21 protein-coding genes are annotated in these 25,583 nt (G+C 60.9%); 15 read left to right on the top strand and 6 right to left on the bottom strand.

Annotation, left to right across the window (positions count from 1 at the left end):
- Positions 1–11 precede the first annotated feature (11 nt).
- Positions 12–272, bottom strand: coding sequence for a hypothetical protein (locus HMPREF2888_RS07100; protein ID WP_062036975.1), 261 nt, complete (start codon positions 270–272; stop codon positions 12–14).
- A 102-nt stretch (positions 273–374) separates the two neighbouring features.
- Here HMPREF2888_RS07100 and HMPREF2888_RS07095 point away from each other — a divergent pair, with 102 nt between their 5' ends.
- The gene (locus tag HMPREF2888_RS07095; RefSeq protein WP_062036978.1) at positions 375–1,184 is read left to right on the top strand and encodes a carbon-nitrogen hydrolase family protein; all 810 of its coding nucleotides are present in this window, start codon (positions 375–377) and stop codon (positions 1,182–1,184) included.
- Here HMPREF2888_RS07095 and HMPREF2888_RS07090 read toward each other — a convergent pair.
- A complete protein-coding gene (locus tag HMPREF2888_RS07090) occupies positions 1,181–2,416 on the bottom strand; it encodes an FAD-binding oxidoreductase (protein WP_061924916.1) in 1,236 nt (411 codons plus the stop codon). The two genes, HMPREF2888_RS07095 and HMPREF2888_RS07090, sit on opposite strands and share 4 nt — an antisense overlap.
- An 84-nt stretch (positions 2,417–2,500) precedes the next feature.
- Here HMPREF2888_RS07090 and HMPREF2888_RS07085 point away from each other — a divergent pair, with 84 nt between their 5' ends.
- From HMPREF2888_RS07085 to HMPREF2888_RS07045, 9 genes are all read left to right on the top strand, one after another.
- The gene (locus HMPREF2888_RS07085) at positions 2,501–3,325 is read left to right on the top strand and encodes an aminoglycoside adenylyltransferase domain-containing protein (RefSeq protein ID WP_061925143.1); all 825 of its coding nucleotides are present in this window, start codon (positions 2,501–2,503) and stop codon (positions 3,323–3,325) included.
- A gap of 303 nt (positions 3,326–3,628) precedes the next feature.
- A complete protein-coding gene (clpB, locus tag HMPREF2888_RS07080; RefSeq protein ID WP_070518576.1) occupies positions 3,629–6,190 on the top strand; it encodes an ATP-dependent chaperone ClpB in 2,562 nt (853 codons plus the stop codon).
- Between the two features lie 47 nt (positions 6,191–6,237).
- Positions 6,238–7,086 carry a sulfurtransferase gene (locus tag HMPREF2888_RS07075; RefSeq protein ID WP_070518575.1) on the top strand — a complete coding sequence of 283 codons (849 nt, stop codon included), beginning with the start codon at positions 6,238–6,240 and terminating at the stop codon, positions 7,084–7,086.
- A gap of 98 nt (positions 7,087–7,184) precedes the next feature.
- A complete protein-coding gene (locus HMPREF2888_RS07070; protein ID WP_070518574.1) occupies positions 7,185–8,369 on the top strand; it encodes a type III secretion system chaperone family protein in 1,185 nt (394 codons plus the stop codon).
- Between the two features lie 68 nt (positions 8,370–8,437).
- On the top strand, positions 8,438–8,983 hold the full coding sequence (gene pyrE / locus HMPREF2888_RS07065; protein ID WP_070432286.1) for an orotate phosphoribosyltransferase: 546 nt from the start codon (positions 8,438–8,440) through the stop codon (positions 8,981–8,983).
- Entirely contained in the window at positions 8,970–9,653 is a 684-nt protein-coding gene (locus HMPREF2888_RS07060; RefSeq protein ID WP_061924901.1) for a TrmH family RNA methyltransferase, read from the top strand. Before pyrE ends, HMPREF2888_RS07060 begins: the two co-directional genes overlap by 14 nt.
- 62 nt (positions 9,654–9,715) lie before the next feature.
- Positions 9,716–10,912 (top strand): glycoside hydrolase family 76 protein, encoded by a 1,197-nt coding sequence (locus HMPREF2888_RS07055; protein ID WP_070518573.1) that lies wholly within the window; start codon positions 9,716–9,718, stop codon positions 10,910–10,912.
- A gap of 173 nt (positions 10,913–11,085) precedes the next feature.
- Positions 11,086–12,120, top strand: a complete 1,035-nt coding sequence (gene fbaA, locus HMPREF2888_RS07050; protein ID WP_061924895.1) for a class II fructose-bisphosphate aldolase — start codon at positions 11,086–11,088, stop codon at positions 12,118–12,120.
- 351 nt (positions 12,121–12,471) lie between these two features.
- Entirely contained in the window at positions 12,472–13,680 is a 1,209-nt protein-coding gene (locus tag HMPREF2888_RS07045; protein ID WP_070518572.1) for an FUSC family protein, read from the top strand.
- Positions 13,681–13,704: 24 nt separating this feature from the next.
- Here the strand turns inward: HMPREF2888_RS07045 and HMPREF2888_RS07040 are convergent, their stop codons facing one another.
- On the bottom strand, positions 13,705–14,601 hold the full coding sequence (locus HMPREF2888_RS07040) for a hypothetical protein (RefSeq protein ID WP_070518571.1): 897 nt from the start codon (positions 14,599–14,601) through the stop codon (positions 13,705–13,707).
- Positions 14,602–14,821: 220 nt separating this feature from the next.
- On the opposite strand from HMPREF2888_RS07040, the gene gltS reads away from it, so the two are divergent.
- The 3 genes from gltS to purT all read left to right on the top strand — a co-directional run bounded on the left by gltS (position 14,822) and on the right by purT (position 19,058).
- Positions 14,822–16,042 carry a sodium/glutamate symporter gene (gltS, locus tag HMPREF2888_RS07035; protein WP_210386809.1) on the top strand — a complete coding sequence of 407 codons (1,221 nt, stop codon included), beginning with the start codon at positions 14,822–14,824 and terminating at the stop codon, positions 16,040–16,042.
- A gap of 116 nt (positions 16,043–16,158) precedes the next feature.
- The gene (locus HMPREF2888_RS07030; protein WP_070518569.1) at positions 16,159–17,451 is read left to right on the top strand and encodes an adenylosuccinate synthase; all 1,293 of its coding nucleotides are present in this window, start codon (positions 16,159–16,161) and stop codon (positions 17,449–17,451) included.
- A 257-nt stretch (positions 17,452–17,708) separates the two neighbouring features.
- Positions 17,709–19,058, top strand: a complete 1,350-nt coding sequence (gene purT, locus HMPREF2888_RS07025) for a formate-dependent phosphoribosylglycinamide formyltransferase (RefSeq protein ID WP_070518568.1) — start codon at positions 17,709–17,711, stop codon at positions 19,056–19,058.
- Here purT and HMPREF2888_RS07020 read toward each other — a convergent pair.
- The 3 genes from HMPREF2888_RS07020 to HMPREF2888_RS07010 all read right to left on the bottom strand — a co-directional run bounded on the left by HMPREF2888_RS07020 (position 19,055) and on the right by HMPREF2888_RS07010 (position 22,480).
- Positions 19,055–19,525, bottom strand: a complete 471-nt coding sequence (locus HMPREF2888_RS07020) for a GNAT family N-acetyltransferase (RefSeq protein WP_070518567.1) — start codon at positions 19,523–19,525, stop codon at positions 19,055–19,057. The two genes, purT and HMPREF2888_RS07020, sit on opposite strands and share 4 nt — an antisense overlap.
- A 22-nt stretch (positions 19,526–19,547) precedes the next feature.
- The gene (locus HMPREF2888_RS07015) at positions 19,548–20,405 is read right to left on the bottom strand and encodes a PRD domain-containing protein (protein WP_061924839.1); all 858 of its coding nucleotides are present in this window, start codon (positions 20,403–20,405) and stop codon (positions 19,548–19,550) included.
- 68 nt (positions 20,406–20,473) lie between these two features.
- A complete protein-coding gene (locus HMPREF2888_RS07010; RefSeq protein ID WP_061924835.1) occupies positions 20,474–22,480 on the bottom strand; it encodes a glucose PTS transporter subunit IIA in 2,007 nt (668 codons plus the stop codon).
- A 415-nt stretch (positions 22,481–22,895) separates the two neighbouring features.
- Between HMPREF2888_RS07010 and pta the strand changes: the two genes are divergently transcribed.
- Together pta and HMPREF2888_RS07000 are read left to right on the top strand one after the other, a co-directional pair.
- Positions 22,896–24,254, top strand: coding sequence for a phosphate acetyltransferase (pta, locus tag HMPREF2888_RS07005; protein ID WP_061924832.1), 1,359 nt, complete (start codon positions 22,896–22,898; stop codon positions 24,252–24,254).
- On the top strand, positions 24,255–25,475 hold the full coding sequence (locus HMPREF2888_RS07000; protein ID WP_061924828.1) for an acetate kinase: 1,221 nt from the start codon (positions 24,255–24,257) through the stop codon (positions 25,473–25,475).
- Positions 25,476–25,583 lie beyond the last annotated feature (108 nt).

Here is a 25,583-nt window from a genome sequence, read left to right as displayed (position 1 = left end):
TAGCGCGCGTCTCACGGCAGCCCTCCGTCCAGCTTGTTGGCTAGGGAGGCATCGATTTTTCTGCTGTGCCTGATGAACTCATCGAGGTCCTGGAGCATGGCGTCGTGTTGCTTAGCGTTAGCGGCAAGCTGACCGTCCCAGTGTTTTGCCACGCGCGCTAGGGCGCTGGCCGTGCGCGGATACTCGGGCGGCGGCGGGGTAGTGAAGCGGTGCCTTTGGCCCATGTGGGAGCGGATGGTGTTGCGTGCGTTGTCAGCGATGTAGAAATCCATACCTCAAGCTTTGTGGGCCAAGTTCAGTAATTTCTAGACCCAATTTCTGATTAGGGCGAAATCTGTGGATAACTCATCGCGACTCGGCTAGTTTGGGGTGTCATGTTGGTAGCAGCAGTGCAAATTTTGACCGGCGGTAACCTCGAGGAGAACCTTGAGCTGGCCGTGGAGAAGATCCGTGAGGCCGCTGAGAATGGTGCGCAACTGATCGTGTTGCCTGAGGCCACGTCCCAGGCCTTCGGGGCTGGCCGCTTAGACGAGCAGGCCCAGGGCCTTGATGGTTCCTTCGTCACCACCATCCGTGCGGTAGCGCAGCAGCTGGGGGTCACCGTCGTGCTTGGCATGTTCAGCCCAGCGGACACCGTTGAGCGTGATGGCAAGACCATCAACCGCGTGAGCAACACCGCGCTCATCGCGGGCCCGGACGTTCTTGGCGGTTACGACAAAATCCACACTTATGACGCCTTCAATTACAAGGAATCCGATACCGTGCGTGCGGGTGAGGCGCTAGTCGCTTTCGACGTCGCGGGCATTACCGTTGGCGTGGCCACCTGTTATGACATCCGCTTCCCAGAGCAGTTCAAGGAGCTGGCTCGCCAGGGCGCGCAGGTAATCGTCGTTCCTACTAGCTGGGCTGACGGTCCCGGCAAGCTGGAGCAGTGGCGTCTGCTCACCGCGGCGCGTGCTCTAGACTCCACCTCTTATATCGTGGCTGCGGGCCAAGCCCGTCCAGGCGGCGCGGAGATGGCTGGCCAAGACTCTGGTCCCACCGGCATTGGCCATTCAGTAGTTGTAGCCCCCGATGGCACCCGCGTAGTCGAGGCCGGCTACGAGCCGGAGATCATCTACGCCGAGATCGACTCCGACCTCGTTGCCCTGACCCGCAAAGCGCTGCCGGTCCTCGAGGCTTAAGTTTGCGTCCACTCCGACTTCTTCCAGGCCGCCCACGCATCCCAGTCCTCCCAGCCGTCTAGGTCTGCGGCGGATGCGGCCCACTCGTGGCCGCGCTGCCAGGATTGGGCGTGGATATTGCCAGCTGGGATGCCGGCTGCTAGGAGGGATTCGCGTGCCACCTCGACTCGGTCGGCGGGGCCTACCAAGATGAAGCGCTTGTCCTTGGCTGCGTCCTTCTCGTGGCGTAGCACCACGGCGATGGGGTCTTGGGATTCACCGGCGGTTTCGGATGCGAAGCCCTCTGCCTGCGGCTGCGCGCCGAGCAGCCAGGGATCCTGCTCGCTGCGGGAAATGTTATGAAACGAAAGCTCAGGCAAGAGGGCCTGGAGATTAGCCTGGAAGTGGGTGTCGTAGTGTTCGCCAGGGGAAGAAGCCACGCTGTAGACGCTGAGGTTCTTCGGCACTTCGCCGGCAGCCAAGCAATCTAGGAGAGCGGCGCGGGCGCCCGCCCATCCCGTGCCGAAGCTTATGAGCGCGGTGGCCTTGCCGTCGTGCAAGTTCGGAAAGTTTCCGGCAGGGTTACCCAGGGTCCACCAATCGCCGGGCTTTGCCTTGGCCAGCATAGAGGAGGCGTCGCCAGCCAGCGCAATGTGGAAGAGCAGCTGGCCCGTAGTGTCCGCCGGATGCGCCGGGGTCAGCATGCGCCAGGTGCCGGGCAGCAGCTGCGAGGTGATGGGAAAATGCTGGCCCGCCTCGTATTCGATGGGCGCACCGGATTCCAGCCGCACCACCGCAGTATTGCGGTTGGGGTGTTCTACGGCGACTACCTGCGCGCTGTGGGCCGGGGCGATGCCGGCGATGTCGGCAGCATGCGCCGCCTGTGCCATCGTGGTGCACACAGTGTGGACGGCGCGCTTTGCCACCACTAGCTGGTGCTGAGTCAGTCCCAACGCGATAAACCCCTCGTTCAGGGAGGCCTCGAACTTGGGATAAATCTCTGTGGGGAAGCCGTGGCGGCGGTGCTCCTTGCCTAGCTCGCGGACGCGCTCGATGGTCTCTTCTGGGAGGAAGCCGGCATCGTCAGCCGCATCCAATATCCACGCCACTGCAGGCGCCAGTGCCGGGTGGGTATCACGCATGGATAGAGCGAAGATTTGGCGCGACTCCGCGACGGTGGCAAAGAAGTGCTGATGCACCGCATCGCGGTAATCGTCAGCGTGCCTGCGGATGTGTTCGCCCAATTCCTTCATGCTGGCCCATCCTACTTGCCCGCGGCCGCGGGCGATCTGGTTTAGGGAAGCCGCTTCGAGGTGGCTTCTCCGTATGATGAGCGCATGGAGGTCGCACTACCGCACGAAGTTCGTCGAGCGGGCCGTTCGTATCTGGACGCCGCCGATCGGCTGCTGCCTGGAGCGATCACGGGTGTCGTGGTGGGCGGTTCTGTTGCGCTGGGTGCGTATCGCCCGAAGGCCAGCGACATCGACCTGATCGCCACGCTTGATGACGCCTGGCGGGAGCGCTCCGACCTGATCCCACGCCTGCGCGCTCTGCACCTCTCCCAGCTCCCGCGGCTGCTCGGGCGAGCTGTTCGAGGAATGGGCATCAGCGCGTGCTGCAACACCTCGTTCGTGTGGGACTCGGAGATCACGCGCCCTGTGACACAGATCGAGCCGATCGCTTCCCACGTGGGCGAGATCTTCAACCCCAGGGGCGCGTTCGATGTGAATCCCGTGATCTGGCACGAGCTCGAGCACGGCGGCATCGCGCTACGGGGAGGGGACGTCTCGACCTGGGGCCTAGACCCGCAGCCCGACGAGCTCCGGCCATGGACCCTGAACAACCTGCTGGGGTACTGGAAGCCGCTGATGCTGCGCACCGAGAGAGGGCGTGGAGCCCTCGGAGCCGGGAGGGTTCAATGGCGGCTCCTCGGACCTGCGCGGATGCACGCGACGCTCACGACGGGTGAGGTCATCAGCAAGCAGGAGGCCGGAGCGCGTGCTCTCGGATTGTTCCCTCATCACGCACCGATCCTCGGCGTAGCACTTGCTCATCTCAGCGGAGAGAATGCTCCAAGCGCTCCACCGAAAAGCGAATGGCGACGGCTGACTGCCGTCTGCATGCGCGAGATCATCTCCAGGTCGGAGCAGCTTCCGCGCTGAACTTGACGCCACCTTCGGCCTGCTTTTGGCGCTAACTCGCGACGGGTTGGTGGAGCTGGGGATTGAGCCGGAAGGCCAGGTGGCCTACGACTGGAACCTCGCACGATTGTGCGGTTTCCCTTTTCTATGCGGTGCCTAAGTGCTCAGCGAAGCGATTAAACGGCAAGGAAAACTTGAGTCTGCTACGCTCAGGCAGGGAAGAAAAGAAAATTTGAAGTTGAGTGGAACAAACTCAACTTTGGATGCGTTGTTGTAAATATCAGGCAATAAACCTTCAAATAAACAACTTCCAAGGAGGAAGCAATGAGTGCTTTCAACCCCACCACCAAGACCCAAGAGGCCTTACAGCAGGCGCTGCAGACCGCCTCTTCCAACGGCAATCCGGACATTCGCCCGGCGCACCTACTAGCGGCCATCCTTAGCCAAGAAGACGGCATCGCCGCACCGGTCCTCAAGGCCACCGGCGTCGATTCGGAAACCGTCCTCAAGGAGGCGCGCGCACTTGTGGATTCCTATCCCAAGGCTGAGGGCTCTGGGATGGCGAACCCGAGCTTTAACCGCGACGGTCTCAACGTCTTGACCCGCGCGCAGGAGCTTGCGGGCGAATTGGGCGATGAGTACGTCTCCACCGAGGTTCTTCTCGCTGCTATCGCCGGCTCTAAGACTGACGCCGCCGAGCTGCTTACCGGCCGCGGCGCTACCTTTGATGCGCTGAAGGGCGCTTTCCCTTCGGTGCGCGGGGCCGCGAAGGTCACCTCTGAGAATCCAGAGGAGCAGTTCCAGGCGCTGGAGAAGTACGCCACCGACCTAACCGCCCGCGCGCGGGAGGGCAAGATCGACCCGGTTATCGGCCGCGACCAGGAAATCCGCCGCGTCGTGCAGGTGCTGTCCCGCCGCACGAAGAACAACCCAGTCCTTATCGGTGAGCCGGGCGTGGGCAAGACCGCCATCGTGGAGGGCCTGGCTCGCCGCATCGTGGCAGGCGATGTCCCAGAGTCCCTCAAGGGCAAGACCCTGCTGAGCCTCGACTTGGGTTCCATGGTCGCTGGCGCGAAGTACCGGGGCGAGTTCGAGGAGCGCTTGAAGGCAGTGCTGGATGAGATCAAGGCCTCGGAAGGCCAGATCATCACCTTCATCGACGAGCTGCACACCATCGTCGGCGCGGGCGCCACGGGCGAGGGTTCCATGGACGCCGGCAACATGATTAAGCCGATGCTGGCCCGCGGTGAGCTGCGCCTGGTGGGCGCTACCACCTTGGACGAGTACCGCAAGTACATCGAGAAGGACGCCGCTTTGGAGCGCCGCTTCCAGCAGGTCTATGCGGCTGAGCCCTCTGTTGAAGACACTGTTGGCATCCTGCGTGGCCTGAAGGAGCGCTACGAGGTCCACCACGGTGTGCGCATCATGGACTCCGCGCTGGTTTCTGCAGCTGAGCTGTCTAATCGCTACATCACCAATCGCTTCTTGCCAGACAAGGCAATCGACTTGGTTGACGAGGCCGGTTCCCGCTTGCGCATGGAAATTGACTCCTCCCCGCAGGAGATTGACGAGCTGGAGCGCGTCGTGCGCCGCATGGAGATCGAGGAGCTGGCGCTGAAGAAGGAAAAGGACGCCGCCAGCCAGGACCGTCTGAGCAAGCTGCAGCAGGAGCTTGCCGACGAACGCGAAAAGCTCGGGGAGCTCAAGGCTCGCTGGGCCAACGAGAAGAAGGCTATCGATGAAGTCCAGCACGCCAAGGAGGAATTGGAGGATCTGAAGCGCCAGGCCGAGATTGCCGAGCGCGACGGTGACTACGAGAAGACTTCCGAGCTGCGCTATGGTCGCATCCCCGAGTTGGAGAAGCAGCTTGCCGACGCCGAGGTGCGCGCCAACGCGCAGTCCAACACCATGCTGGTAGAGGAGGTCACCCCAGACACCATCGCTGAGGTGGTTTCCGCGTGGACCGGCATCCCAGCGGGCAAGATGTTGCAGGGTGAGACCCAGAAGCTGCTCAACATGGAGGCCGAGCTGGGCCGCCGCGTGGTGGGGCAGAAAGAAGCGGTCAAGGCCGTCTCCGATGCCGTGCGCCGCGCCCGTGCGGGCGTTGCGGACCCGGATCGTCCGACCGGCTCCTTCCTCTTCCTTGGGCCTACGGGCGTGGGTAAGACGGAGCTGGCCAAGGCTCTGGCGGACTTCCTCTTCGACGATGAGTCCGCGATGGTGCGCATTGACATGTCTGAGTACGGGGAGAAGCACTCCGTGGCTCGCCTCGTCGGTGCCCCTCCGGGATACGTTGGCTACGATGCCGGCGGCCAGCTCACGGAGGCCGTGCGTCGCCGTCCGTACACGCTCGTGCTTTTCGACGAAGTGGAAAAGGCGCACCAAGACGTCTTCGACGTTCTGCTGCAGGTCCTCGATGAGGGCCGCCTGACCGACGGCCAGGGCCGCACCGTGGACTTCCGCAATACGGTCATCATCTTGACCTCGAACCTCGGTGCCGGTGGCACCAAGGAGGAGGTCATGGAGGCCGTCAAGCGCAACTTCAAGCCGGAGTTCATTAACCGTCTCGATGATGTCGTGATGTTCGAGTCTCTGTCCTCTGAGCTGCTGGCCGGCATCGTCGACATCCAGCTCGATGCTCTGGCATCGAGGTTGCAAGGGCGCCGCCTGAACCTGCAGGTTTCCGACGCCGCGAAGCTGTGGCTCGCCGAGCGCGGCTACGACCCTGCTTACGGCGCCCGCCCGCTGCGCCGCCTAGTGCAGCAAGCTATTGGTGACCAGCTTGCCCGCCAGCTTTTGGCCGGCGAGGTCGTGGACGGCGACACCGTCCACGTTGACGTCGCTGACGGCGGCGAGCACCTGGAGCTCAATAGCAAGCGCGGCTAACCTGCGTAAGAAGCGCCGAAGTGCTCATGGCCCTAGAATCTAGAGCCATGAGCAATTTGGTTTCTCCAAGCGAACTCCAGCAATCCATTTACCGCGGCAAGCGCGTCGCACTTCTTGCATCTTTGTGGGCACCAGGTGAGGGTGAGGCATACAACCAGTTCGCCTCCCTGCACATTCCTACCGCGCAGTTCGCCGACGCTGCGCACTCCTTCGTCGGCCTTCCTGGCTCCAAGGTGGGCCGTAACCCGCTTGTTAACCCGGAGCGCTTGAAGGAGAGCTGCGAGGCATGGGGACTGCGTCCCGATTGGGAGATCGTGGTCTACGACGAAGGCCGTGGCCTCTTCGCTGCACGCGCTTGGTGGACCCTGCGCTGGGCGGGCTTTAAGAACGTACGCATGCTCGATGGTGGCTTGGCTAATTGGCGCCGCCAGGGCTTTGCCACCCTTACGGGCCCAGGAAACCTGGGCCTTGCCACCGAGGTCGAAATCACGCCGGGCTCTATGCCGACTGCCACTATTGAGGACGTCAAGGCCCACGACGGCCTGTTCATCGATACTCGTACGGCAAACCGCTTCGCTGGCCGCCGTGAGCACCTCGATCTGAAGGCTGGCCACATCCCCGGTGCAGTGAACCTGCCGGAGCGCCAGTTCCACAACGAAGACAAGACCATCAAGTCTGACGAGAAAATCCTAGAGATCCTCGACAACGCTGGTATCACCAAGGAAAACGTCAAGGACGCCATCATCTACTCTGGTTCCGGTAACCACTCCGCGCTGACCATCGGCATCCTTGAGGGCCTTGGATTCACCGGCCTGCGCCACTTCGTCGGTGGCTGGTCCCAGTGGTCCGCAGACCCATCCAATCCAGTCGAGCGCGGCGACCGCACGACTGTATAAATAACCTGCGTAAATTAACCAGCGCGCCAGCCTACTCACCCCAAGACTTCCTACTAAAGCCTACTCACCCCAAGACTTCCTACTAAAGTCTTGGGGTGATGCCTATTCTGATCCTTGCCCTAGTCCTCGCCGCGGCCGGCGTCGCGCTTCTTCTCCTCGACAAGCGCCAGCGCACCAACCAGCTTGACGGCACTACCCCTGTCGAGAGCCTCGAATCGCCAGAGCCTCCCACCGCTGACGAGGCACAGGAAGCCGAAACGTTTGAACAGCACGAGGAAGGACTTGCGTCTGCAGAGAACGCAGTGGAGCAAGAGCCTGCCTCAGTAGAGAAGGACCAGGTGGCCACTGAAGCAGCCATAGCCGAGCAGCAGCAGGAGGCGCCGGAGCGCAAGAACGAGCACCTGCTGCGTGCGCGTGACTTGGTGCCCGGGTCGCTGCGCCGTGAGCGTAAGGCTTGGGGCGAGCGTCACCAATTCGAGTACACCAAGCAGGATGACTATCTGGCTGATGAATGGATGCGTGGCGCAGCGGCCCTGGGCGCGGCGCCGAAGGATATCGTGGCAGGGTTCGTGCATGGTCACGAGATGCTGCTGATGGACTTGGGCGGCATCAACGTCATGGCAATGCGCACCGGTGCGGCATCAGACATCGTGGTGGATTTCCGCCGCATTGGCTTCGCAGAAGAACACTTTTCGGAGGACCTGATCAAGGTCGACGACGTTGAAGGATTCGAGATGTTCGCAACCGACGCGGGCGTCGGCAAGCGGCTCATCGATGAGCGCCTGGAAGTAGCCCTTGAGCAGGTGCCCGAGGAGGTCACCGCGGCGTGGATGGAATCCGAATGGGTGCTTGCCCAAACCACCAAGCACGCGCGCGGCGCGCAGTGGGATGCCATGCTGGCGCCACTGGCAAAACTTGCCGATTGCGCCCGTGTTCTGCCGCCGCGTTCGGCCGCGATGCAGGTGCTGCGCGTGGCTGAGCTGGATCCGAGCCGCGAGATCCCTGAGCCGCCGCAGCCTGAGCCGACCGGGCCCACCCTCGTGCCGGACCACGAGGAAATCCAGCGCCCGCACATCCAGCGCCCGGAAGAGCCGGTAGAGCTGCCGAGCCGCACCCGCAGTGAGACCCTCGGCGAGGTTGACCACAGCGCGCTGGGGGCAGACGAAGTCGACGCCATTGCCGACGGCCGCGAGCGCCCCCTGCTCGATAAGGCGCAAGCGCGCATGCGCCGTGATCTCAACGGCCGCTCGACCATCTTCGGCGACGAAGAAGCAAACGAGTAGTCTTAAAGCGATAATCCCGCAAAACATGGCGGGGACAAGAAGCGGCATAAGAAACAAAAAGGAGAGCCATGAGCTTGGATGCACAGAAAAAGGCCCGTCTGGCAGAGCTGGTCAAGGAACTGGCTGTTGTACACGGCAAGGTCACCTTGTCCTCCGGCAAGGAGGCTGACTACTACGTTGACCTGCGCCGCGCCACCCTTCAGCACGAGGCCTCCCGCCTCATCGGCTCCTTGCTGCGCGAGCTGACCGCGGACTGGGACTACGTGGCAGTTGGCGGCCTGACCCTGGGTGCTGACCCCGTCGCTACCTCCGTCATGCATGCCGACGGCCGCGATATCGACGCCTTCGTGGTACGCAAGGAAGCCAAGAAGCACGGCATGCAGCGCCGCATTGAGGGCTTCGACGTCACCGGCGCTAAGGTCCTCGTGGTTGAGGACACCACCACCACCGGCAACTCCCCGCTGACCGCCGTCGAGGCACTGCGCGAGGCAGGCGCCGAGGTCGTCGGTGTGGCCACCGTTGTGGATCGCGCAACCGGCGCCGGCGAAGTTATCGCCGCTGAGGGCCTGGAGTACCGCTACCTGCTGAGCTTGGAAGACCTTGACCTCGCCTAATAACCCATCCGCGCAAGAGCCTGTAGAGACAGGCAAGGGCCCTACCGAGTGGAACGAAGGCCGCCACGGCGTCGGGCCGTGGGAGGGCCCCTGGCCAGACGGTGCGCAGTATGACCCAGAGCTGCTGCGCGAGGGTGATCGCCGCAATGTGGTCGACGCCTACCGTTACTGGAGCAGGGAAGCGATCACCGCGGACATCGATAAGCGCCGGCACGCCCTGCACATCGCCATCGAGAACTTCGAGAACGATTCCAACATCGGAACCGTGGTGCGCACCGCGAATGCCTTCGCCGTCGACACCGTGCATATCGTGGGGCGCCGCCGCTGGAATCGCCGCGGGGCCATGGTCACTGACCGCTACCAGCACCTGCAGCATCATGCCACGGTGGAGGAGCTTTTGCAGTGGGCCAACGCCGAAGGGCTAACTGTTGTCGCCATCGATAACACCCCCGGATGCGTTCCCCTTGAAACGGCCGAGCTGCCGGAGCGCTGCCTGCTTTTGTTTGGTCAAGAAGGCCCCGGCGTTACCCAAGCAGCCCAAGATGCAGCGTTAATGACCTGTTCCATTGCCCAATTTGGCTCGACTCGTTCGATCAACGCGGGCGTTGCCGCGGGCATCGCCATGCATGCGTGGATTCGTCAGCATGCTGACTTAGAAAAAGCGTGGTAAATCGTTATCTCGAGTAGATAAGATGGGGTAACGAAACCATAATCGAGAGTGATAGATCTACAGTGGAAGAGAAATGGGCACACCGCGCGGACCTCGCGGAAACCGCCATCAATGAACGCCATGCGCAAAACGTATGGTCAATTCCGCGTACCAATCTTGCGGTCGTCAGCTGGCCGCCGACTGGTAAGGAGAAGCTCTTCGTCCACTGGCACTACTGGTGGCAAGCTCATTACCTCGATTGCCTGGTAGACGCCGCGCTGCGTAACAACACCAAGGCGCGCCGCGCCCGCATCGTGGACACCATGCGCGGTATCCGTATTCGTAACATGAGCCAGCTTACGAAGAATCGTTATTACGACGACAAGGCGTGGCTGGCCCTGGCTATGGAGCGTGCCGAGCAGCTCAAGCGCATCAAGCCGCATAAGCGCCTAGGCTCCTTGCAGCGCAACATCCTGGAAGGTACCGACCCCCAAATCGGCGTGCTGCCGTGGCGCGAGGGCGAGACCTTCCTGAACGTGCCATCCAACGGCCCCGGCGCCATCATGCTTGCCCGCATGGGGCGCATCGACGAGGCCCGCCACATCGTGGACTGGATCTATGACCATCTGGTTGATGATGACGGCTTCATCATGGACGGCGTGCGCATGCGTATGGACGGCCCGGAAATCGTGAAGGCTATCCACCCGTATTGCCAGGGCGTGGTTCTGGGCGCCTGCCTGGAAATTGCATTGGCACTGCGCGAGAAAGCTGGGTTGACCTCCCTGGAGAGCATCGACACCATTCAGGAAGCCGAGCTGGCAGCGGATACGATGCACTACATCACCAACATCCGTGGCCTAGTGCAGGCAGTGGCAACCGGAATGGCTACCCCGTCCGGCGTTATCAACTGGATGACGGGCGACGGAGATGGTGGCCTGTTCAAGGGCATCCTCGTGCGCTACCTCGCGGACGTTGCTGTGCGATTGCCGGGCGATTCCCCGGCTAACCGCGCCACCAAGAAGCTTGCGGCTCGCATGGTCGTGGCCTCTGCTGAATCCGTGTGGGAACACCGCCTGGAGGTAGATGGTCTACCTATCTTCGGCTCCGACTGGACCACCGATGCTCGCCTGCCACATAATTACGGCTTCGGGCCGCATACCGTCGGCGAAAAGGTAGGCATCATCCGTGTTGCAGAGCGTGATCTTTCGGTCCAATTGTCAGGCTGGATGCTGCTCGAGGCCTGCGCACGAGTCATGAAACACCAGTCCCAAGAAAAATAAAAACGCATTACAACCGTACTATTTTGTGGTTTCACCTGCGTATCGGCAACCGCCCACCAGGCGCCTGCCTGCATTAAGGAAGTTCACAAAAATTCTGGCGGCGAAATCGGGCAAAAACAGGCATACTTGGGACTTGGAACGTGATTGCCCCAACACACTAAGGATGGAACTTCATGCCAATCGCAACTCCTGAGGTCTATAACCAGATGCTGGATACCGCCAAGCAGGGCGGTTTTGCATTCCCAGCCATCAACTGCACCTCTTCTGAGACCATCAACGCGGCTCTGCGCGGTTTCGCAGAAGCTGAGTCTGACGGCATTATCCAGTTCTCCACCGGCGGCGCTGAGTTCGGCTCTGGCCTTTCCGTGAAGAACAAGGTGGCAGGTGCTCAGGCTCTGGCAGCTTTCGCTCACGAGGCGGCAAAGCACTACGGCATTAACGTTGCGCTGCACACCGACCACTGCCAGAAGGAAGTTCTGGACGAGTACGTCCGCCCCCTCATCGCCATCTCCCAGGAGCGCGTTGACCGCGGCGAGCTGCCTTTGTTCCAGTCCCACATGTGGGATGGCTCCGCAATCCCAATCGACGAGAACCTCGTCATCGCCCAGGAGCTGCTGGAGAAGGCACGCAAGGCAAACATCATCCTCGAGGCTGAGATCGGCGTCGTTGGCGGCGAAGAGGACGGCGTCCAGGCGAAGGCCGGCGCAAACCTCTACACCTCCGTTGAGGATTTTGAAAAGACCATCGATGCACTTGGTACCGGCGAGAAGGGCCGCTACTTGCTGGCTGCTACCTTCGGCAACGTCCACGGCGTTTACAAGCCGGGCAACGTGAAGCTGCGCCCAGAGGTTCTCGACGAAGGCCAGAAGGCTGCCGTCAAGAAGCTCGGCCTGGAAGAGGGCTCCAAGCCATTCGACTTCGTCTTCCACGGCGGCTCCGGCTCCGAGAAGGAAAAGATCGAGCAGGCTCTGTCCTACGGCGTTGTGAAGATGAACGTTGACACCGATACCCAGTACGCGTTCACCAACCCGGTTGCCCGCCACATGTTCGCTAACTACGACGGCGTCTTCAAGATCGACGGCGAGGTTGGCAACAAGAAGGTCTACGACCCACGCTCCTACATGAAGAAGGCAGAGCAGTCCATGGCTGAGCGCGTGGTTGAGGCCTGCACCGACCTGCACTCCGTGGGCAAGTCCATCTCCAAGTAAGACTGACCACCAAACCACACCACACAGAGCCGTTCCCCCCAGACCCCGCAGCCGCTGGGAACCCCGCAGCCGCTGGGAGGGAGGAGCGGCTTTGCTGTGTTTAGCGTCAAAGAATGCGCCGGCAAAGTCCCTGGCCAACATCCTCGTCCGAGTCAAACCGGAATCAAAACCCAAATGGTGAGGTCACCGCACAACAAAAGGGACTAGTGTAAACCAATGGGGCAAATGGGAACCGCAGATGGTGAGGTGACCTCACCATCTAGAGCGAACCCAGCCACGACCCAGCCACGACCCAGGCCGACCTCAACCAGAGCCAAGCAATCCACACGGGCGAACTAAGATAAGGAAACCATGGCGGAAGCAAAGGATAAGAGCACCAAGGAACGGGCCAAGCTGACCACGCGCCAACAGCTGCGCAGCTTTGACCGCTCGGTCAAATCCCGGTTTGCGCGCGTGAAGTCCCGCTTCCTCTACATCGTCCAGTCCACCCTCGGCGCCGGCCTGGCTTTCTTCGTCGCGCACGTCGTCTTCGGCCACGCTCAGCCGTTCTTCGCGCCGATGTCCGTCATCATCATCTTGGGCCTGTCCGGCGGGGACCGCCTTAAACGCGCGGTGGATCTCTCCATCGGCGGCATCGTCGGCGTTATCGTGGGCACCCTCCTGGTTGACGGCCTGGGCACCGGCCCTATCCACATGACCATAATCATCGGTTGCTCGCTGCTCATCGCGTCCTTCGTGACCGAGTCGCAGCTCATCAGCAACCAAGTGGCCATCGGCGCCATCCTGATCGCCACCATCATGCCCCCGGAGGAGATGGGCGGACTCTCCCGCGCCATCGATGCCATCATCGGCGCCTTCATCGGCATCTGCATGGTCGCCCTCATTCCGACTTCCCCATTGCGCGCCGTGCGTAAGGAAGTATCCAAGGTTCTGCGGGTGGCTTCTGCAGTGCTTTCCGACGTCGCCGGCGGCCTCCGCGCCGGCGATGAGAAGGCGATCCTGGAAGCTCGCGACGCCGTCCGGGGTACGCAGAGCGATATCAATGACATGCTCCAGGCGGCCAAGGGCAGCGCTGAGACCGTCAAAGTTTCCCCATTCCTGTGGAGCTGGCAGCGCAACATCCGCTCCCTGGAGCGCATCCTCACCCCGGTGGACAACGCTATCCGCGGTGTGCGCGTGCTTTCCCGCCGAGCCTTGGTGCTTTCGGAGGACGGCGACCACGTCACCGAAGCCCAGCTTGATCTCATCGACGAGCTTTCCGACGTCACGTATGAGCTCGCCGAGCTCTACGGCCGGGCCAGCAGCAAGGAATCACGCGCCAACGAGGCCGTGGTCATCCCGGAAATCGTGCGCCGCCTACGTGTCCTTGGCGCGAACGCCACCATGGACGTGCTTGGCAAGGACGGCGTTCTTTCCGCCTACTCACTCCTCGCACAGACCCGCTCTATCATCGTCGACCTGCTGATGGTCTGCGGCATGTCCCGCGAATCAGCCGTGGCGCAGCTTGCCCCCACCTCTGACCATCCGGCCTACCCACCGGAAGTTCTCGACACCGACTAAACGCACGGAGTAAAGCCGCGATAATTAAGGCCGTACAACCTGCAGATCACGCAGGTGCCGGTAGAAGGTCACGCGTTTGACGGCTCGCTTCGCGCTGACGCCATCGACGATTACGCGCAGCTCCGGGCCGCCTGCTTGCACCGCGCGGCCGGTGCAGATGCTGGTTTCATCGAGCTGGCCGGAGGCGATGGGGGAGGAGAACTTCGATCGCAGCCATCCTCCGAAGCCGGACTTTTGCTCTGCATTAATGCCTAAATCTGCGGATTCAGCAATGGGGGAGACAGCCTTCGCTGCCAAAATTCCCGGTGCATCGATCATCGGTACCAACCGGGCACCATACGTACCGATGCCGGCCTTGCCGGTACCTTCGTGGCGGACGACAACATGATCATCCACGATGATCTCGCCGGTGATGTCCGTGTTATTCCACTCGGAAATCGAAGCCGAGCCTGCCACGGCAAGACCTGCATCGTTGCGGATGAGTGGCACTGGGTGAACCGGTGCTGAAAGCGCAACGATGAGCGCAGATTGCAGATCAGTAGGCAGGCCCCAGTTGCGGGCAGCGGGCGAAGAAGAATCCGTGGGCACATAGGCGAGCTCGGCCCACAGGTAGTCGCCGCGCATCATGCGGCTAAGAACTGCGCTCAAGGCGGCGTCGTCTCCAACCACGACGATGCGTAGTGGTTCCACCAAGTGGGGCGCTTGCGGCGCGAAGGCGGGGGTACTCAAATGCCGGACGTCTGGCTGGGCGGCAATCTCATCGAGGGAAGGGGTGGGATCTTCCGGCAGTGCGGTCTTCGCGGCTGCGTCTAGCGGACGAAGCTCGGAGCGGGTTGGAACCGCGCTGACGTCGAGAACCTCTGCGTGTGGGGGCAAATCCAGGCTGAGTCTGCTTCCGCAACGAACAACGATTAGGGCCACCGTGAGTTACCTTGCCTTTCCCAGCGAATCACCCCGCGAATTGGGGCATAACTTCTACACCCTACAGCGCAAATTACCCCCATTGATAACCGCCAATTGGGGTGGAGGGGGTCACATGGGGATATATTTTTAGTCCACACTACTTTCAACTTCACATTTTATTTATCTTCGTGCCGTGGCACACAGGTAACTATCCCGACAACTTCACGGAGGCTTCATCTTGGCAATTGAATTCACCATGATCCAGTCCATCGGCATCGCTGTCGTGTTGCTCTTGCTGGGTATTTGGCTCAAGCAGCGGATTTATTTCTTTGAGCGCTTTGCTATTCCGGCCCCGGTTATCGGTGGCTTCCTCTTTGCTTTGATCAACCTGGTGCTGCACCAGACTGGTATCGCTGAGATTACGTTCGATACCACGCTGCAGAGCTTCTTCATGGTTATCTTCTTCACCACGGTGGGCTACGGCGCATCGTTGAAGGTGCTGCGCGCCGCCGGCCCGAAGGTAATGGTCTTCCTCGTTGTGGCGATTGTTCTGACCATTCTGCAGAACGTAGTTGCCGTGGGCCTGGCTCCAATCGTTGGTGTCGATGCCAAGCTGGCCTTGATGACGGGCTCTGTTTCCATGACCGGTGGCCACGGTGTTTCGGGCGGTATCGCGCCTCTCGTCGAACAGTCTGGTGTTAGCGGTGCAGAAACCGTGGCCTACACCGCAGCTACCTTCGGCCTCATCATGGGCTCGCTCATGGGCGGCCCGCTGGCAAACCGCCTGATTACCAAGGGCAATCTGATGGATCAGAAGGCAGTAGAGGTCGACGTTGACGAGTCGCTGATTGCTCACGTCGCCCGCAAGCTGCGCGGCGACGCCATGCTGCACGCCTTCGTGATGATCCTGGTTTCCATGCTCATCGGTAGTTTCGTGACCGATGCGATGAACCACTTCGTGGGCATGCTCACCGATAAGGCAGCCTTCCCGCTTTACTTCGGCTCCATGATCGTGGCGATCATCCTGCGCTTTATCAATGACTCCCGTGAGCAGAAGGAATACAAGGAACTGGTCCCAACCCAAGAGGTTGAGATTCTCGGCGTCATTGGCCTGAACTTCTTCCTGGCGATGGCACTTATGAACATCAAGCTCTGGGAGCTCGCTGAACTGGCTGTCCCGATGCTCATCCTGCTGGTGGGTCAGACGGCACTCATGTGGCTGTTTGCCAACTTTGTCACCTTCCGCGTCATGGGCCGCGACTACGACGCCGCGGTTCTTACCGCTGGCCACTGCGGCTTCGGTATGGGCGCTACCCCGAACGGCATGGCAAACATGGACTCCGTGGTCACCAAGTTCAAGGAATCCAAGCTGGCTTTCTTCATCCTGCCGATCATTGGTGGCATGTTCATCGACTTCGCGAACATCGTTAATATCTTGGTATTCCTGAACATCGCGTAAACGCGGTGAGGCAGCCGTGTTAAAAATGAGAGCTGTCAATTAATACCCGTCTGCACACTTCTAGGGGTAAAGTGGTTGCGTATTTGGCTTCAATCATTAGGAAGTGACACCCAGACATGGCAGCAATCGTCATCGTTGGCGCTCAATGGGGCGACGAAGGTAAAGGTAAGGCCACCGACATCCTCGGTGGCAAGGTTGACTACGTAGTCAAGCCGAATGGCGGCAACAACGCTGGCCATACTGTTGTAGTTGGCGGCGAGAAGTATGAGCTCAAGCTCCTTCCCGCTGGCATTCTCTCTGAGAACGCAACTCCGGTATTGGGCAACGGCGTTGTCATTAATCTTGAAGCTCTCTTTGATGAGATCGACGGCCTTGAGGCACGCGGCGCGAATGCCTCGCGCCTGCGAATCTCCGCGAACGCTCACCTGGTAGCGCCGTACCACCAGACCCTGGACCGCGTGCAGGAGCGTTTCTTGGGCAAGCGCGCCATTGGCACCACGGGCCGCGGTATTGGCCCGGCTTACTCCGATAAGGTCGCTCGCATCGGTATCCGCGTGCAGGATATCTTCGATGAGTCCATCCTGCGGCAAAAGGTTGAGTCTGCGCTGGACATCAAGAACCAGATGCTGGTGAAGATGTACAACCGCAAGGCGATTGACCCTGACCAGATCGTGGACTACTTCTTGAGCTACCGCGAGCGCCTAGCACCGATGGTTATCGATGCAGAGCTGGAGCTCAACAAGGCCTTGGAGGAGGGCAAGCACATCCTGATGGAGGGCGGCCAGGCCACCATGTTGGATGTGGATCACGGCACCTACCCGTTCGTTACGTCCTCGAACCCGTCTGCCGGCGGTGCTTCCGTGGGCTCCGGTATTGGCCCGACCCGCATCAAGACCTCGCTGGGCATCATCAAGGCCTACACCACCCGCGTGGGTGCCGGCCCGTTCCCAACTGAGCTCTTTGACAAGTGGGGCGAGTACCTACAGACCACCGGTGGTGAGATCGGCGTTAACACCGGCCGTAAGCGCCGCTGTGGCTGGTACGACTCCGTCATTGCGCGCTACGCCACGCGCGTTAATGGCTTCACCGATTACTTCCTGACCAAGCTGGACGTGCTCACCGGTATTGGCGAGATTCCGATCTGCGTGGCTTACGACGTCGATGGCAAGCGCTACGATGAGATGCCGCTGACCCAGTCTGAGTTCCATCACGCAACGCCAATCTTTGAGACCATGCCGGCATGGGAGGAGGACATCACGGGCTGTAAAACCTTTGAGGAGCTCCCGCAAAAGGCTCAGGATTACGTCCTGCGTCTTGAGGAACTCTCAGGTTGCCGCATGTCCTACATCGGCGTGGGCCCCGGCCGTGACCAAACCATCGTCCGCCATGACGTCATGACCGACCACTAGATGTACGTTACTTAAGTTCGACAAATGCGAGATATCTAATCCGATATCTCGCATTTCTATTGCTGTATCCGTGTTTTTCGGATCACAGTGAGCAGGTTTTTGGCGGCGCGGCACTGGTTGCTACAGGGGCATTGGTAATTAGTCTCCTGGCTTAGCTAGATGCATCCGGATATGCCTGCGGAGCTTGATAAGCCTGCGAAAGGCCAGCCTGGCTTTTCGTTAATATGTCTGTGGGGTTGGTATGCAATAATTCAAGGATGGATATTTCAGGCGACATCGCAGGTCATATAGGTACCCCCCTTACCGGTAACGCCACCAAAGTGCTGCTGCTTGGTGCAGGCGAGCTGGGCAAGCAACTAGTCATTGCCTTCCAGAACTTGGGCCTTGAGGTACACGCTGTTGACCGCTACGCCGGCGCCCCTGCACAACAGCTCGCGCACTTTAGCTACATCGCGGACATCACCGATGAAGCCAAAGTCCTTGAAATCGCCCAGCGCATCCGGCCAGACTATATCGTTCCCGAAGTTGAGGTTGTGGCCGTCGAGGCGCTGTCGCGGCTTGAGTCGGAGACCCCCGCCGTCGTCGTCCCTAGCGCCCGGGCGTGCGAACTGACCCAGTCCCGCCAGACCATCCGTGAGGCGGCCGAAAACATTGGCCTGCCCGTAACCGCATACCGTTTTGCCAGCTCCGCGGAGGAGCTTGCCGAAGCCGTCCATGAGCTCGGCATGCCGTGCATCGTAAAGCCGGATGTGGCAACCTCCGGCAAGGGCCACATGCTGGTCAAGGACGAGGAAGATCTCAAGGACGCTTGGAACCTCGTGCGCCGCGTGTCCTCCGATGAAAAGCGCGTCATCGCTGAGCGCTTCGTGGACTTTGACTACGAGGTCACCCTCCTCGCCGTTCGCTCCATCGACCCTGCAACGGGCAAGCTCTGCACCTGGTTTAGCGAGCCCATCGGTCACCGCCACGAGCGCGGCGACCTCATCGAATCCTGGCAACCGCTGGCCATGAGCGAGATCGCACTTGAGAACGCACGCTCCGTTGCCGCGCGCATCTCCAACGAGCTAGGCGGACGCGGCGTCTACGGCGTCGAGCTCTTCGTCGCCGGCGAGGATGTGTATTTTTCTTCCGTCTCCCCGCGCCCTTCCGATACCGCCATGCTCACCGGTTACACGCAGCGCTTCTCCGAGTTCGAGCTGCACGCCCGTGCCATCTTGGGCTACCCAATTGACGTCACCCTAACCTCGCCAGGTGCCAGCGTGGTGCTGCATGCCGACGCCGCGACTGACGACGTCGCTTATAGCGGCGTTGCAGAGGCCATGGCCTTCGAAGAGACCGACGTCTGTCTCTTTGGCAAGCCCGGTGCCTACGCTGGCCGCCGCATGGGCATGGTGGCAACCACCGCAGAAGACGTCGAGACTGCGCGCGACCGTGCCGCGCTTGCCGCCGCCAAGATCAGCATCAGCCAGACCCCGAACGCGCACGTTGTCGCCAATGCACAGGCCGTGGACCCAGTAGCTAACGACGCCGCGGACATCGATTTCGTCGAGGTGGCTGAGCCCGTCGTCGAGGTCGACCCAGTTCTCAACCGTTCCGCAGACGATTAGCTCTCGCGGCGCAGAATCATCGGCTGGTGGGGGATGCCCTCGTCGTCGAAAAGCGCGCCGCACACCTTAAAACCATAGGCGCCGTAGTAATCCACCAGCGGTGCCTGTGCCTCCAAGTAGACCGGCTGGCCGCTCATGGCCACCGCGGCATACTGCAAAGCCGCTTCCATGACCTGCTTGCCCAGCCCCGTGCCGCGGGCCTGCTTGTCCAACGCAAAGCGGCCAAACTGGGCTACCTCCTCGCCATCCAGCGTGGAGGGGAAGACGCGCGCGGTGCCAGCCAACTGCTGGGTCTCATCATCAATTGCCAGGATATGCACCGTGCTGTCGCGTGCATCCGTATCGTCAATCTCTGCATACGGGCACTGTTGCTCGTGCACGAAGACGTCCACTCGCAACTTATACAGCTCGTGCACCTGCAGCGGGCTGAGATGAGACAAGTTCGCAGCGGAAATCGTGTAAGTCATGGCACACGATTGTACGTGAGCGTTAGCCCTGTTCGATGTCTTGCGTGGACGCTTTCTGCAGGCGCGCAATGTGCAGCGTCAGGTAGCTGACCTCATCCGCGGTAAGTTCCGTGTCCATGCGCAGCTCGATGAGCTCTGCGATAGTGCGTGAACAGTCTGCTGCCTGCGGGTACTGGGCGTTGATTGCTTCGCCGATTGCGGTGCCCTGCGAGTCCAATTGCGTGTGCTCTGCCATGCGGACGAAGAGATAGCGCAAGTGTGTAATGAAACGCGCGACGGAGATTTCCTCGCTGTTTAGCTTCACTCCGGCATGCTGGCCGATGATGTCGAGCAGCTGCTGGATTAGACCCGTCATGCGGTAGGTGCCAGACAAGTCGCCCACCAAGAACCCCGCATTGACCAAGTGCAAAGTGATGGCAATGGCCTCTGACTCCGCTAGCGGCGTGTGCAGCTGCTCGTTAATTACGCGCAAGAGGCGCTTCGCTAGTTCGAAATCCTCCTGATAGAGGTGGCGAACCTCCGCTTCGAGCGGATAGTTGATGGTGGCGCCGCGTTGGACTGCGGAGTGGACGTGGTCCGCCAATGCGACGACGAGGGTTAGCTTGTTGCGGTAGCTCTCCGGCACCGCGGCCTGATCCATGGCCTCTAGCACCAGCTGGATGAACTCGCCCGGCACGGATGCGAGCATGAGGGCCGAGTGGTCGGGGTCGCGGCCGGAGGCTGGCACGAAAACCTTGACCACCTTGGCAGGGTCCACCTCGTCGCCGGAGCGGGCCTTGAAACCGATCCCGCGCCCGGTAACGATCACTTCCTCTGCTGCGGCACCAGTGCCGCGGCGAGCGAGGATGACGTTGTTATTGAAAACGCGCAGGATCTGCATGAGGCCCGATGATAATAGAACTCATCGGGCCTCATGGAATAGCGCGCCGCATACGCGCCGAAGTGGTTTTAGCGGGTAGCGGTGATGATGGTATCGCCAGCCGTAGCCTTCTTAATTCCGGCCGGAGTTACCTCGGCCAGGGACTTGGTGTTGGTGACTGCTACGACGATGGTGGTGTCGAAACCGGCGGCGCGGACTGCGTCGAAGTCCACGGTGGCTAGCAGATCGCCAGCCCCCACGGTATCTCCCTTCTTAACGGCAGGAGCAAATCCCTCGCCCTTCATCTTCACGGTGTTGATGCCGATGTGGACGAGGACCTCGACGCCGGACTCGGTCTTGATGCCATAAGCGTGGCCGGTCTTCATCGCGCTGACGATGGTGCCCGTAACAGGGGAGTAGACCTTGTCATCAGCAGGGATGACTCCCACGCCATCGCCCAGCGTGCCGGCGGAAAAGACCGGGTCATCGATCTCGGCCATCGGGATAACCTCGCCCTCTGCAGGGGAGGAGATGTCGGTGACGGTGCCGGCAGTGGCGGCTGCGGGTGCGGCTGTGGACTCGGCCGGGGCGTCGGCAAGCGGTGCGTCCTTCTCCTCTGCGGCTGCGGCCTTGAGCGCTGCGCGCTCTTCCGGGGAGCGGTAGTCAGTGATGAAGACCGCCAGGAAGGCTACGACGAATGCCACAGCAATGGCGATGGCGTACTTGGCCATCGGGCTAAACACGGAGATGGTCAGCAGGGAGGTGAAGACGAAGGCATCCGTGGTGATGCCGTTGGAGCCCAGGGTCAAAAGTGCCACGGTCAGGCCACCGGCAAAGCAGCCCACCAGCATGCGCGGGTAGATGCGCTTGTAACGCAGGTGAATGCCGTAGAGAGAAGGCTCGGAGACGCCGCCCAGCAGGCCCGCAACCAAGGCGGAGCCGGCGGTCTGACGCATTACGGTGTCCTTGTCGCGGATGGACAGTGCCAGCACGGCGGCGGTGGCGCCGAAGCAGGCGAAGTTCCAAGCACCCATTGGGCCTTGGATGAAGTCATAGCCCAAGGTCTGGATGTTTACCAGCATCAAGGCGTTCAGTGGCCAGTGTAGACCCAGCGGAACCAGGAACGGGTAGATCATCGGGATAGCCAGGGCGAAGACGAATGGAACGTTGTCATTCATCCAGGACAGGCCGGCGCCGATGCCGTTACCGGCCCATACGCCGAACGGGCCGATGATAAATGCCGTGAGAGGGATGACGATGAGCATGGTGAAGAACGGGACGAACACCATGTGCAGAGCCGAAGGGATGATCTTCTGGAAGAAGCGGTAGACCAGCGCTGCCACAAAGGCCATCATCAACGGTACGAAGACGTTGCCGCCGTACCCCGGAAGCTGCATGGTCATGCCGAAGATAGGAATGGAGCACTGCTCGCTGCCCAACGTATCGTTGACCACGCACTGGACGGCAGGGTTCTCAGAAAGGCCCAAGAACTCCGGAGTCAGCAGGGCGGCCATGATGGCGCCCGGGACCCATGGGTCGATGCGCAGCTTCTTGCCGGCGTTGTAGGCCACCATCAGCGGCAGGAAGTAGAAGACGGAGCGCCACATGGCGTCGACGAAGAACCACGAGGCGGGCTTGTCCTCGGCGCGGAAGTCGACGATTCCGAATGCGTCGAGGATCGACGCGAAGGCGATGATCAGCGAGGCGCCGAGCAACACACCCAGAATTGGTCGGAAAGAGTCGGACAAGTACTCGAAGAACTCGTCCATAAAAGGAACCTTGCCCTTCGCCTTCGAGCGGGCCGCGGCTTTGATGTCCGCATCCGAAGCGCCGCCGCCTTTCATCTCCGGCAAAGCGTTGATCTCGTCGTAGACGGTAGCGACGTCGCCACCGATAACTACCTGGTAATTTGAGTCGCCTTGCGGCACGGCGCCGAGCACCTTGGGGATGGCGTCGAGCGCTTCCTTGTCGGCCTTCGAGGCGTCGTTAAGCTGGAAGCGCAGGCGGGTGGCGCAGTGCGTGAAAGAGGCAATGTTTTGCGCGCCGCCGATGCCATCCAAGATGGCCTCAGCTGTAGAGCGCGTTTGCGTCGACATGAGATTTCCTTTCGAACTTCTTTCAGGGCGCAATGCAGTTCGCGGAGGTTCCGGGGGCCTGCCCAGGAGGCCTAAAAACTACAAAAAGACCCAGGAAGCTGGGTCTTTGCATTTCACAGTTCAGTGGAATGCGCGGTGCACACAGCATCCTAGGTCTTGCCCGAAGTAACAATCCTTATAAATTGAACCTACTCCGCGGCTCTCACTCTGGGCAATTTATGTGACTCACCACACCGCTTTTTCGGGCGGCTGGGCGATTGGAGGTTCCTAAATGTGTTTTAGATTGCACTAAGCCTTTTTAAAACGGCTAAATTCGGACATCTCCAGTATGGTGAAGAGGTCACTGTATGTTGTGCCTCGTGACGCGCAACACACAACATCGTCTACTCTTTGGAAAGAGAAAGGCTAGCAGTAAATGTCTTCACAGAACTCCGCACTCGTGAGCGTCATTGGCCGTGGCTTTGACGGCCTCGATATCGCCTCCCTGGCAACCGACCTCGGCGCGACCTTCGCGCAGCTCGATGACCTGGGCACCACCCTGGACCAGATTCTGGTCACCGTTCCAGAAGGCGACGTCGTGTTGCAGGGCACGGGTGTGATGGACTTTGACGCCAAGGCCGCAGCGGCCCTGGGCATCCCGTTCGTTCTGATTTCCAACGCTCCGCAGCGCACCTCCGACCTGGCCCTTGCACATGCCCGTTCCCTGGGTGCTGAGGTAGTAGGCGCGTTTACCGACGTCGCGTCTGTCCCTGGTGCGCTCGCAGCCATCGAGTCCGTCGCGCCGGTCATGAGCGCGGAGGTCTTCCAGAAGCAGTTGCTTGACCAAGCCCGTGCCGCCGGTGCGCACATCGTTCTGCCGGAAGGCGAGGACGACCGCATTATCGAGGCAGCCGGAGCGCTTATGGCGGGCAAGGTGGCGAAGCTGACCATCCTGGGTGATGAGGCGGACGTCGCCAAGCGTGCGGAGCTCCTCGGCGTGGATCTCACTGGCGTGGACGTCATTGACCACCTGAACTCCCCGCTGGCAGAGGAGTTCGCGGCCGACTTCGCGGAGCTGCGCAAGAAGAAGGGCGTTACCCTCGAGCAGGCGCGCGAGACCATGAAGGATGTCTCCTACTTCGCCACCATGATGGTGCACAAGGGCCTGGCAGACGGCATGGTTTCCGGCGCTGCGCACACCACCGCACACACGATTAAGCCTTCCTTCCAGATCATCAAAACCGCGCCGGGCGCATCCGTTGTTTCCTCCATCTTTTTGATGGTGATGCGCGGACGCCTGTGGGCCTTCGGTGACTGCGCGGTCAACCCAAACCCGACCGCCGAGCAGCTGGGTGAAATCGCCGTGGTTTCTGCGAAGACCGCAGCGCAGTTCGGCATCGACCCACGCGTGGCCATGCTGTCTTACTCCACCGGCACCTCTGGCTCCGGCCCGGACGTCGACCGTGCAGTTGCTGCTGTTGAGGCTGCCCGCGGCATCGATTCCTCCGTCAAGGTGGACGGCCCGCTGCAGTTCGACGCCGCTTGTGACCCAGGCGTTGCCGCCAAGAAGGCACCGGAGTCCGAGGTGGCTGGTCAGGCAAACGTCTTCATCTTCCCGGACCTGGAGGCAGGCAACATCGGCTACAAGACCGCCCAGCGTACCGGCGGCGCACTGGCAGTCGGCCCGATTCTGCAGGGTCTGAACAAGCCGGTCAACGACCTTTCCCGCGGCGCTACCGTTCCGGACATCATCAACACCGTCGCAATCACGGCTATCCAGGCAGGAGTCAAGTAAATGGCTTACGTACTCGTTCTTAACTCAGGTTCCTCCTCAGTCAAGTTCCAGCTGGTTGACCCAGCAGGCAAAGCTACCGACGCCCCGCTGGTCTCCGGTCTCGTGGAGCAGGTCGGCGAGCCGATGGGTGCCGTCACCGTCAAGACTGGTGGCGAGGAATACAAGGAAGAGTTGGAGATTCCTACCCACTCTTTCGGCCTGGAGCGCGCGTTCGACATCATGCACCAGCACAATGTGGGCCCGATGGACGTTGAGGTCATCGCCGTGGGCCACCGCGTTGTGCACGGCGGCCGCCTCTTCTCCGATCCACAGCTGATTACGGACCAGATTGAGTCCATGATTGAGGACCTCATCCCGCTGGCTCCGCTGCACAACCCGGCCAACCTGGACGGCATTCGCGTGGCTCGCAAGATGCTGCCGAACATTCCGCACGTGGCCGTGTTCGATACCGCGTTCTTCAACACCCTGCCGCCGGCTGCTGCGCTTTACGCCATCAACAACGAGGTGGCCTCCAAGTACGACATCCGTCGCTATGGCTTCCACGGCACCTCCCACGAGTTCGTCTCCCAGCAGGTTCCGCGCCTTCTGGATAAGGACCCGAAGCGCGTCAACCAGATCACGCTGCATCTGGGCAACGGTGCTTCGGCAGCAGCAATCCGCCATGGCCGCCCGATTGACACCTCGATGGGCCTTACCCCGCTGGCTGGTCTGGCAATGGGTACCCGTTCCGGTGACATTGACCCGGGCATCATCTTCCACCTCTCCCGCCAGGCGGGTATGTCTATCGATGAGATTGACAACCTGCTCAACAAGCAGTCTGGCGTAAAGGGCATTTCCGGCGTCAACGACTTCCGTGTGTTGCGTGAGCGCATCGAAGCCGAGGACCAGGATGCATGGCTGGCATACAACATCTACATCCACCAGCTGCGCCGCTTCATCGGCTCGTACATGATTGCGCTGGGCCGCCTGGATGCGATCACCTTCACCGCGGGTGTGGGCGAAAACGACACTGAGGTGCGCCAGGATTCGCTGTTCAACCTGGGAATGTATGGCATCCACTTTGACAAGGAAGCAAACCTTGTGCGCTCGAAGGAGCCGCGCATGATTTCCACGCCGGACTCGCCGGTCAAGGTCTTCGTGGTGCCGACCAACGAGGAGCTGGCTATCGCACAGAAGTCCGCTGAAATCGCCGATATGGCGCGTGAGGCGGGGCTGTACTAGTCCGCGTTTGGAAGGGGCCAACCTGGTGGTTGGCCCCTTCGTCGCGATGAGTTATCCACAGATTTGACCTGTTGCGCCAATTCCCTCTTGCGCTAGTACTGGCCCTGC

Source organism: Corynebacterium sp. HMSC077D03 (assembly GCF_001808545.1).
GTDB classification, from domain to species: Bacteria; Actinomycetota; Actinomycetes; order Mycobacteriales; family Mycobacteriaceae; genus Corynebacterium; species Corynebacterium simulans.
The sequence above is the reverse complement of the archived record's forward strand: the minus strand, read 5'-3'. Positions and strand labels throughout refer to the sequence as shown.

Bases quoted from the DNA above. Each gene is read 5' to 3' on its own strand.
- HMPREF2888_RS07100 (WP_062036975.1), bottom strand. From the start codon at position 272: ATGGATTTCTACATCGCTGACAACGCACGCAACACCATCCGCTCCCAC.
- HMPREF2888_RS07095 (WP_062036978.1), top strand. From the start codon at position 375: ATGTTGGTAGCAGCAGTGCAAATTTTGACCGGCGGTAACCTCGAGGAG.
- HMPREF2888_RS07090 (WP_061924916.1), bottom strand. From the start codon at position 2,416: ATGAAGGAATTGGGCGAACACATCCGCAGGCACGCTGACGATTACCGC.
- HMPREF2888_RS07085 (WP_061925143.1), top strand. From the start codon at position 2,501: ATGGAGGTCGCACTACCGCACGAAGTTCGTCGAGCGGGCCGTTCGTAT.
- clpB (WP_070518576.1), top strand. From the start codon at position 3,629: ATGAGTGCTTTCAACCCCACCACCAAGACCCAAGAGGCCTTACAGCAG.
- HMPREF2888_RS07075 (WP_070518575.1), top strand. From the start codon at position 6,238: ATGAGCAATTTGGTTTCTCCAAGCGAACTCCAGCAATCCATTTACCGC.
- HMPREF2888_RS07070 (WP_070518574.1), top strand. From the start codon at position 7,185: ATGCCTATTCTGATCCTTGCCCTAGTCCTCGCCGCGGCCGGCGTCGCG.
- pyrE (WP_070432286.1), top strand. From the start codon at position 8,438: ATGAGCTTGGATGCACAGAAAAAGGCCCGTCTGGCAGAGCTGGTCAAG.
- fbaA (WP_061924895.1), top strand. From the start codon at position 11,086: ATGCCAATCGCAACTCCTGAGGTCTATAACCAGATGCTGGATACCGCC.
- HMPREF2888_RS07045 (WP_070518572.1), top strand. From the start codon at position 12,472: ATGGCGGAAGCAAAGGATAAGAGCACCAAGGAACGGGCCAAGCTGACC.
- HMPREF2888_RS07030 (WP_070518569.1), top strand. From the start codon at position 16,159: ATGGCAGCAATCGTCATCGTTGGCGCTCAATGGGGCGACGAAGGTAAA.
- purT (WP_070518568.1), top strand. From the start codon at position 17,709: ATGGATATTTCAGGCGACATCGCAGGTCATATAGGTACCCCCCTTACC.
- HMPREF2888_RS07020 (WP_070518567.1), bottom strand. From the start codon at position 19,525: ATGACTTACACGATTTCCGCTGCGAACTTGTCTCATCTCAGCCCGCTG.
- HMPREF2888_RS07015 (WP_061924839.1), bottom strand. From the start codon at position 20,405: ATGCAGATCCTGCGCGTTTTCAATAACAACGTCATCCTCGCTCGCCGC.
- HMPREF2888_RS07010 (WP_061924835.1), bottom strand. From the start codon at position 22,480: ATGTCGACGCAAACGCGCTCTACAGCTGAGGCCATCTTGGATGGCATC.
- pta (WP_061924832.1), top strand. From the start codon at position 22,896: ATGTCTTCACAGAACTCCGCACTCGTGAGCGTCATTGGCCGTGGCTTT.
- HMPREF2888_RS07000 (WP_061924828.1), top strand. From the start codon at position 24,255: ATGGCTTACGTACTCGTTCTTAACTCAGGTTCCTCCTCAGTCAAGTTC.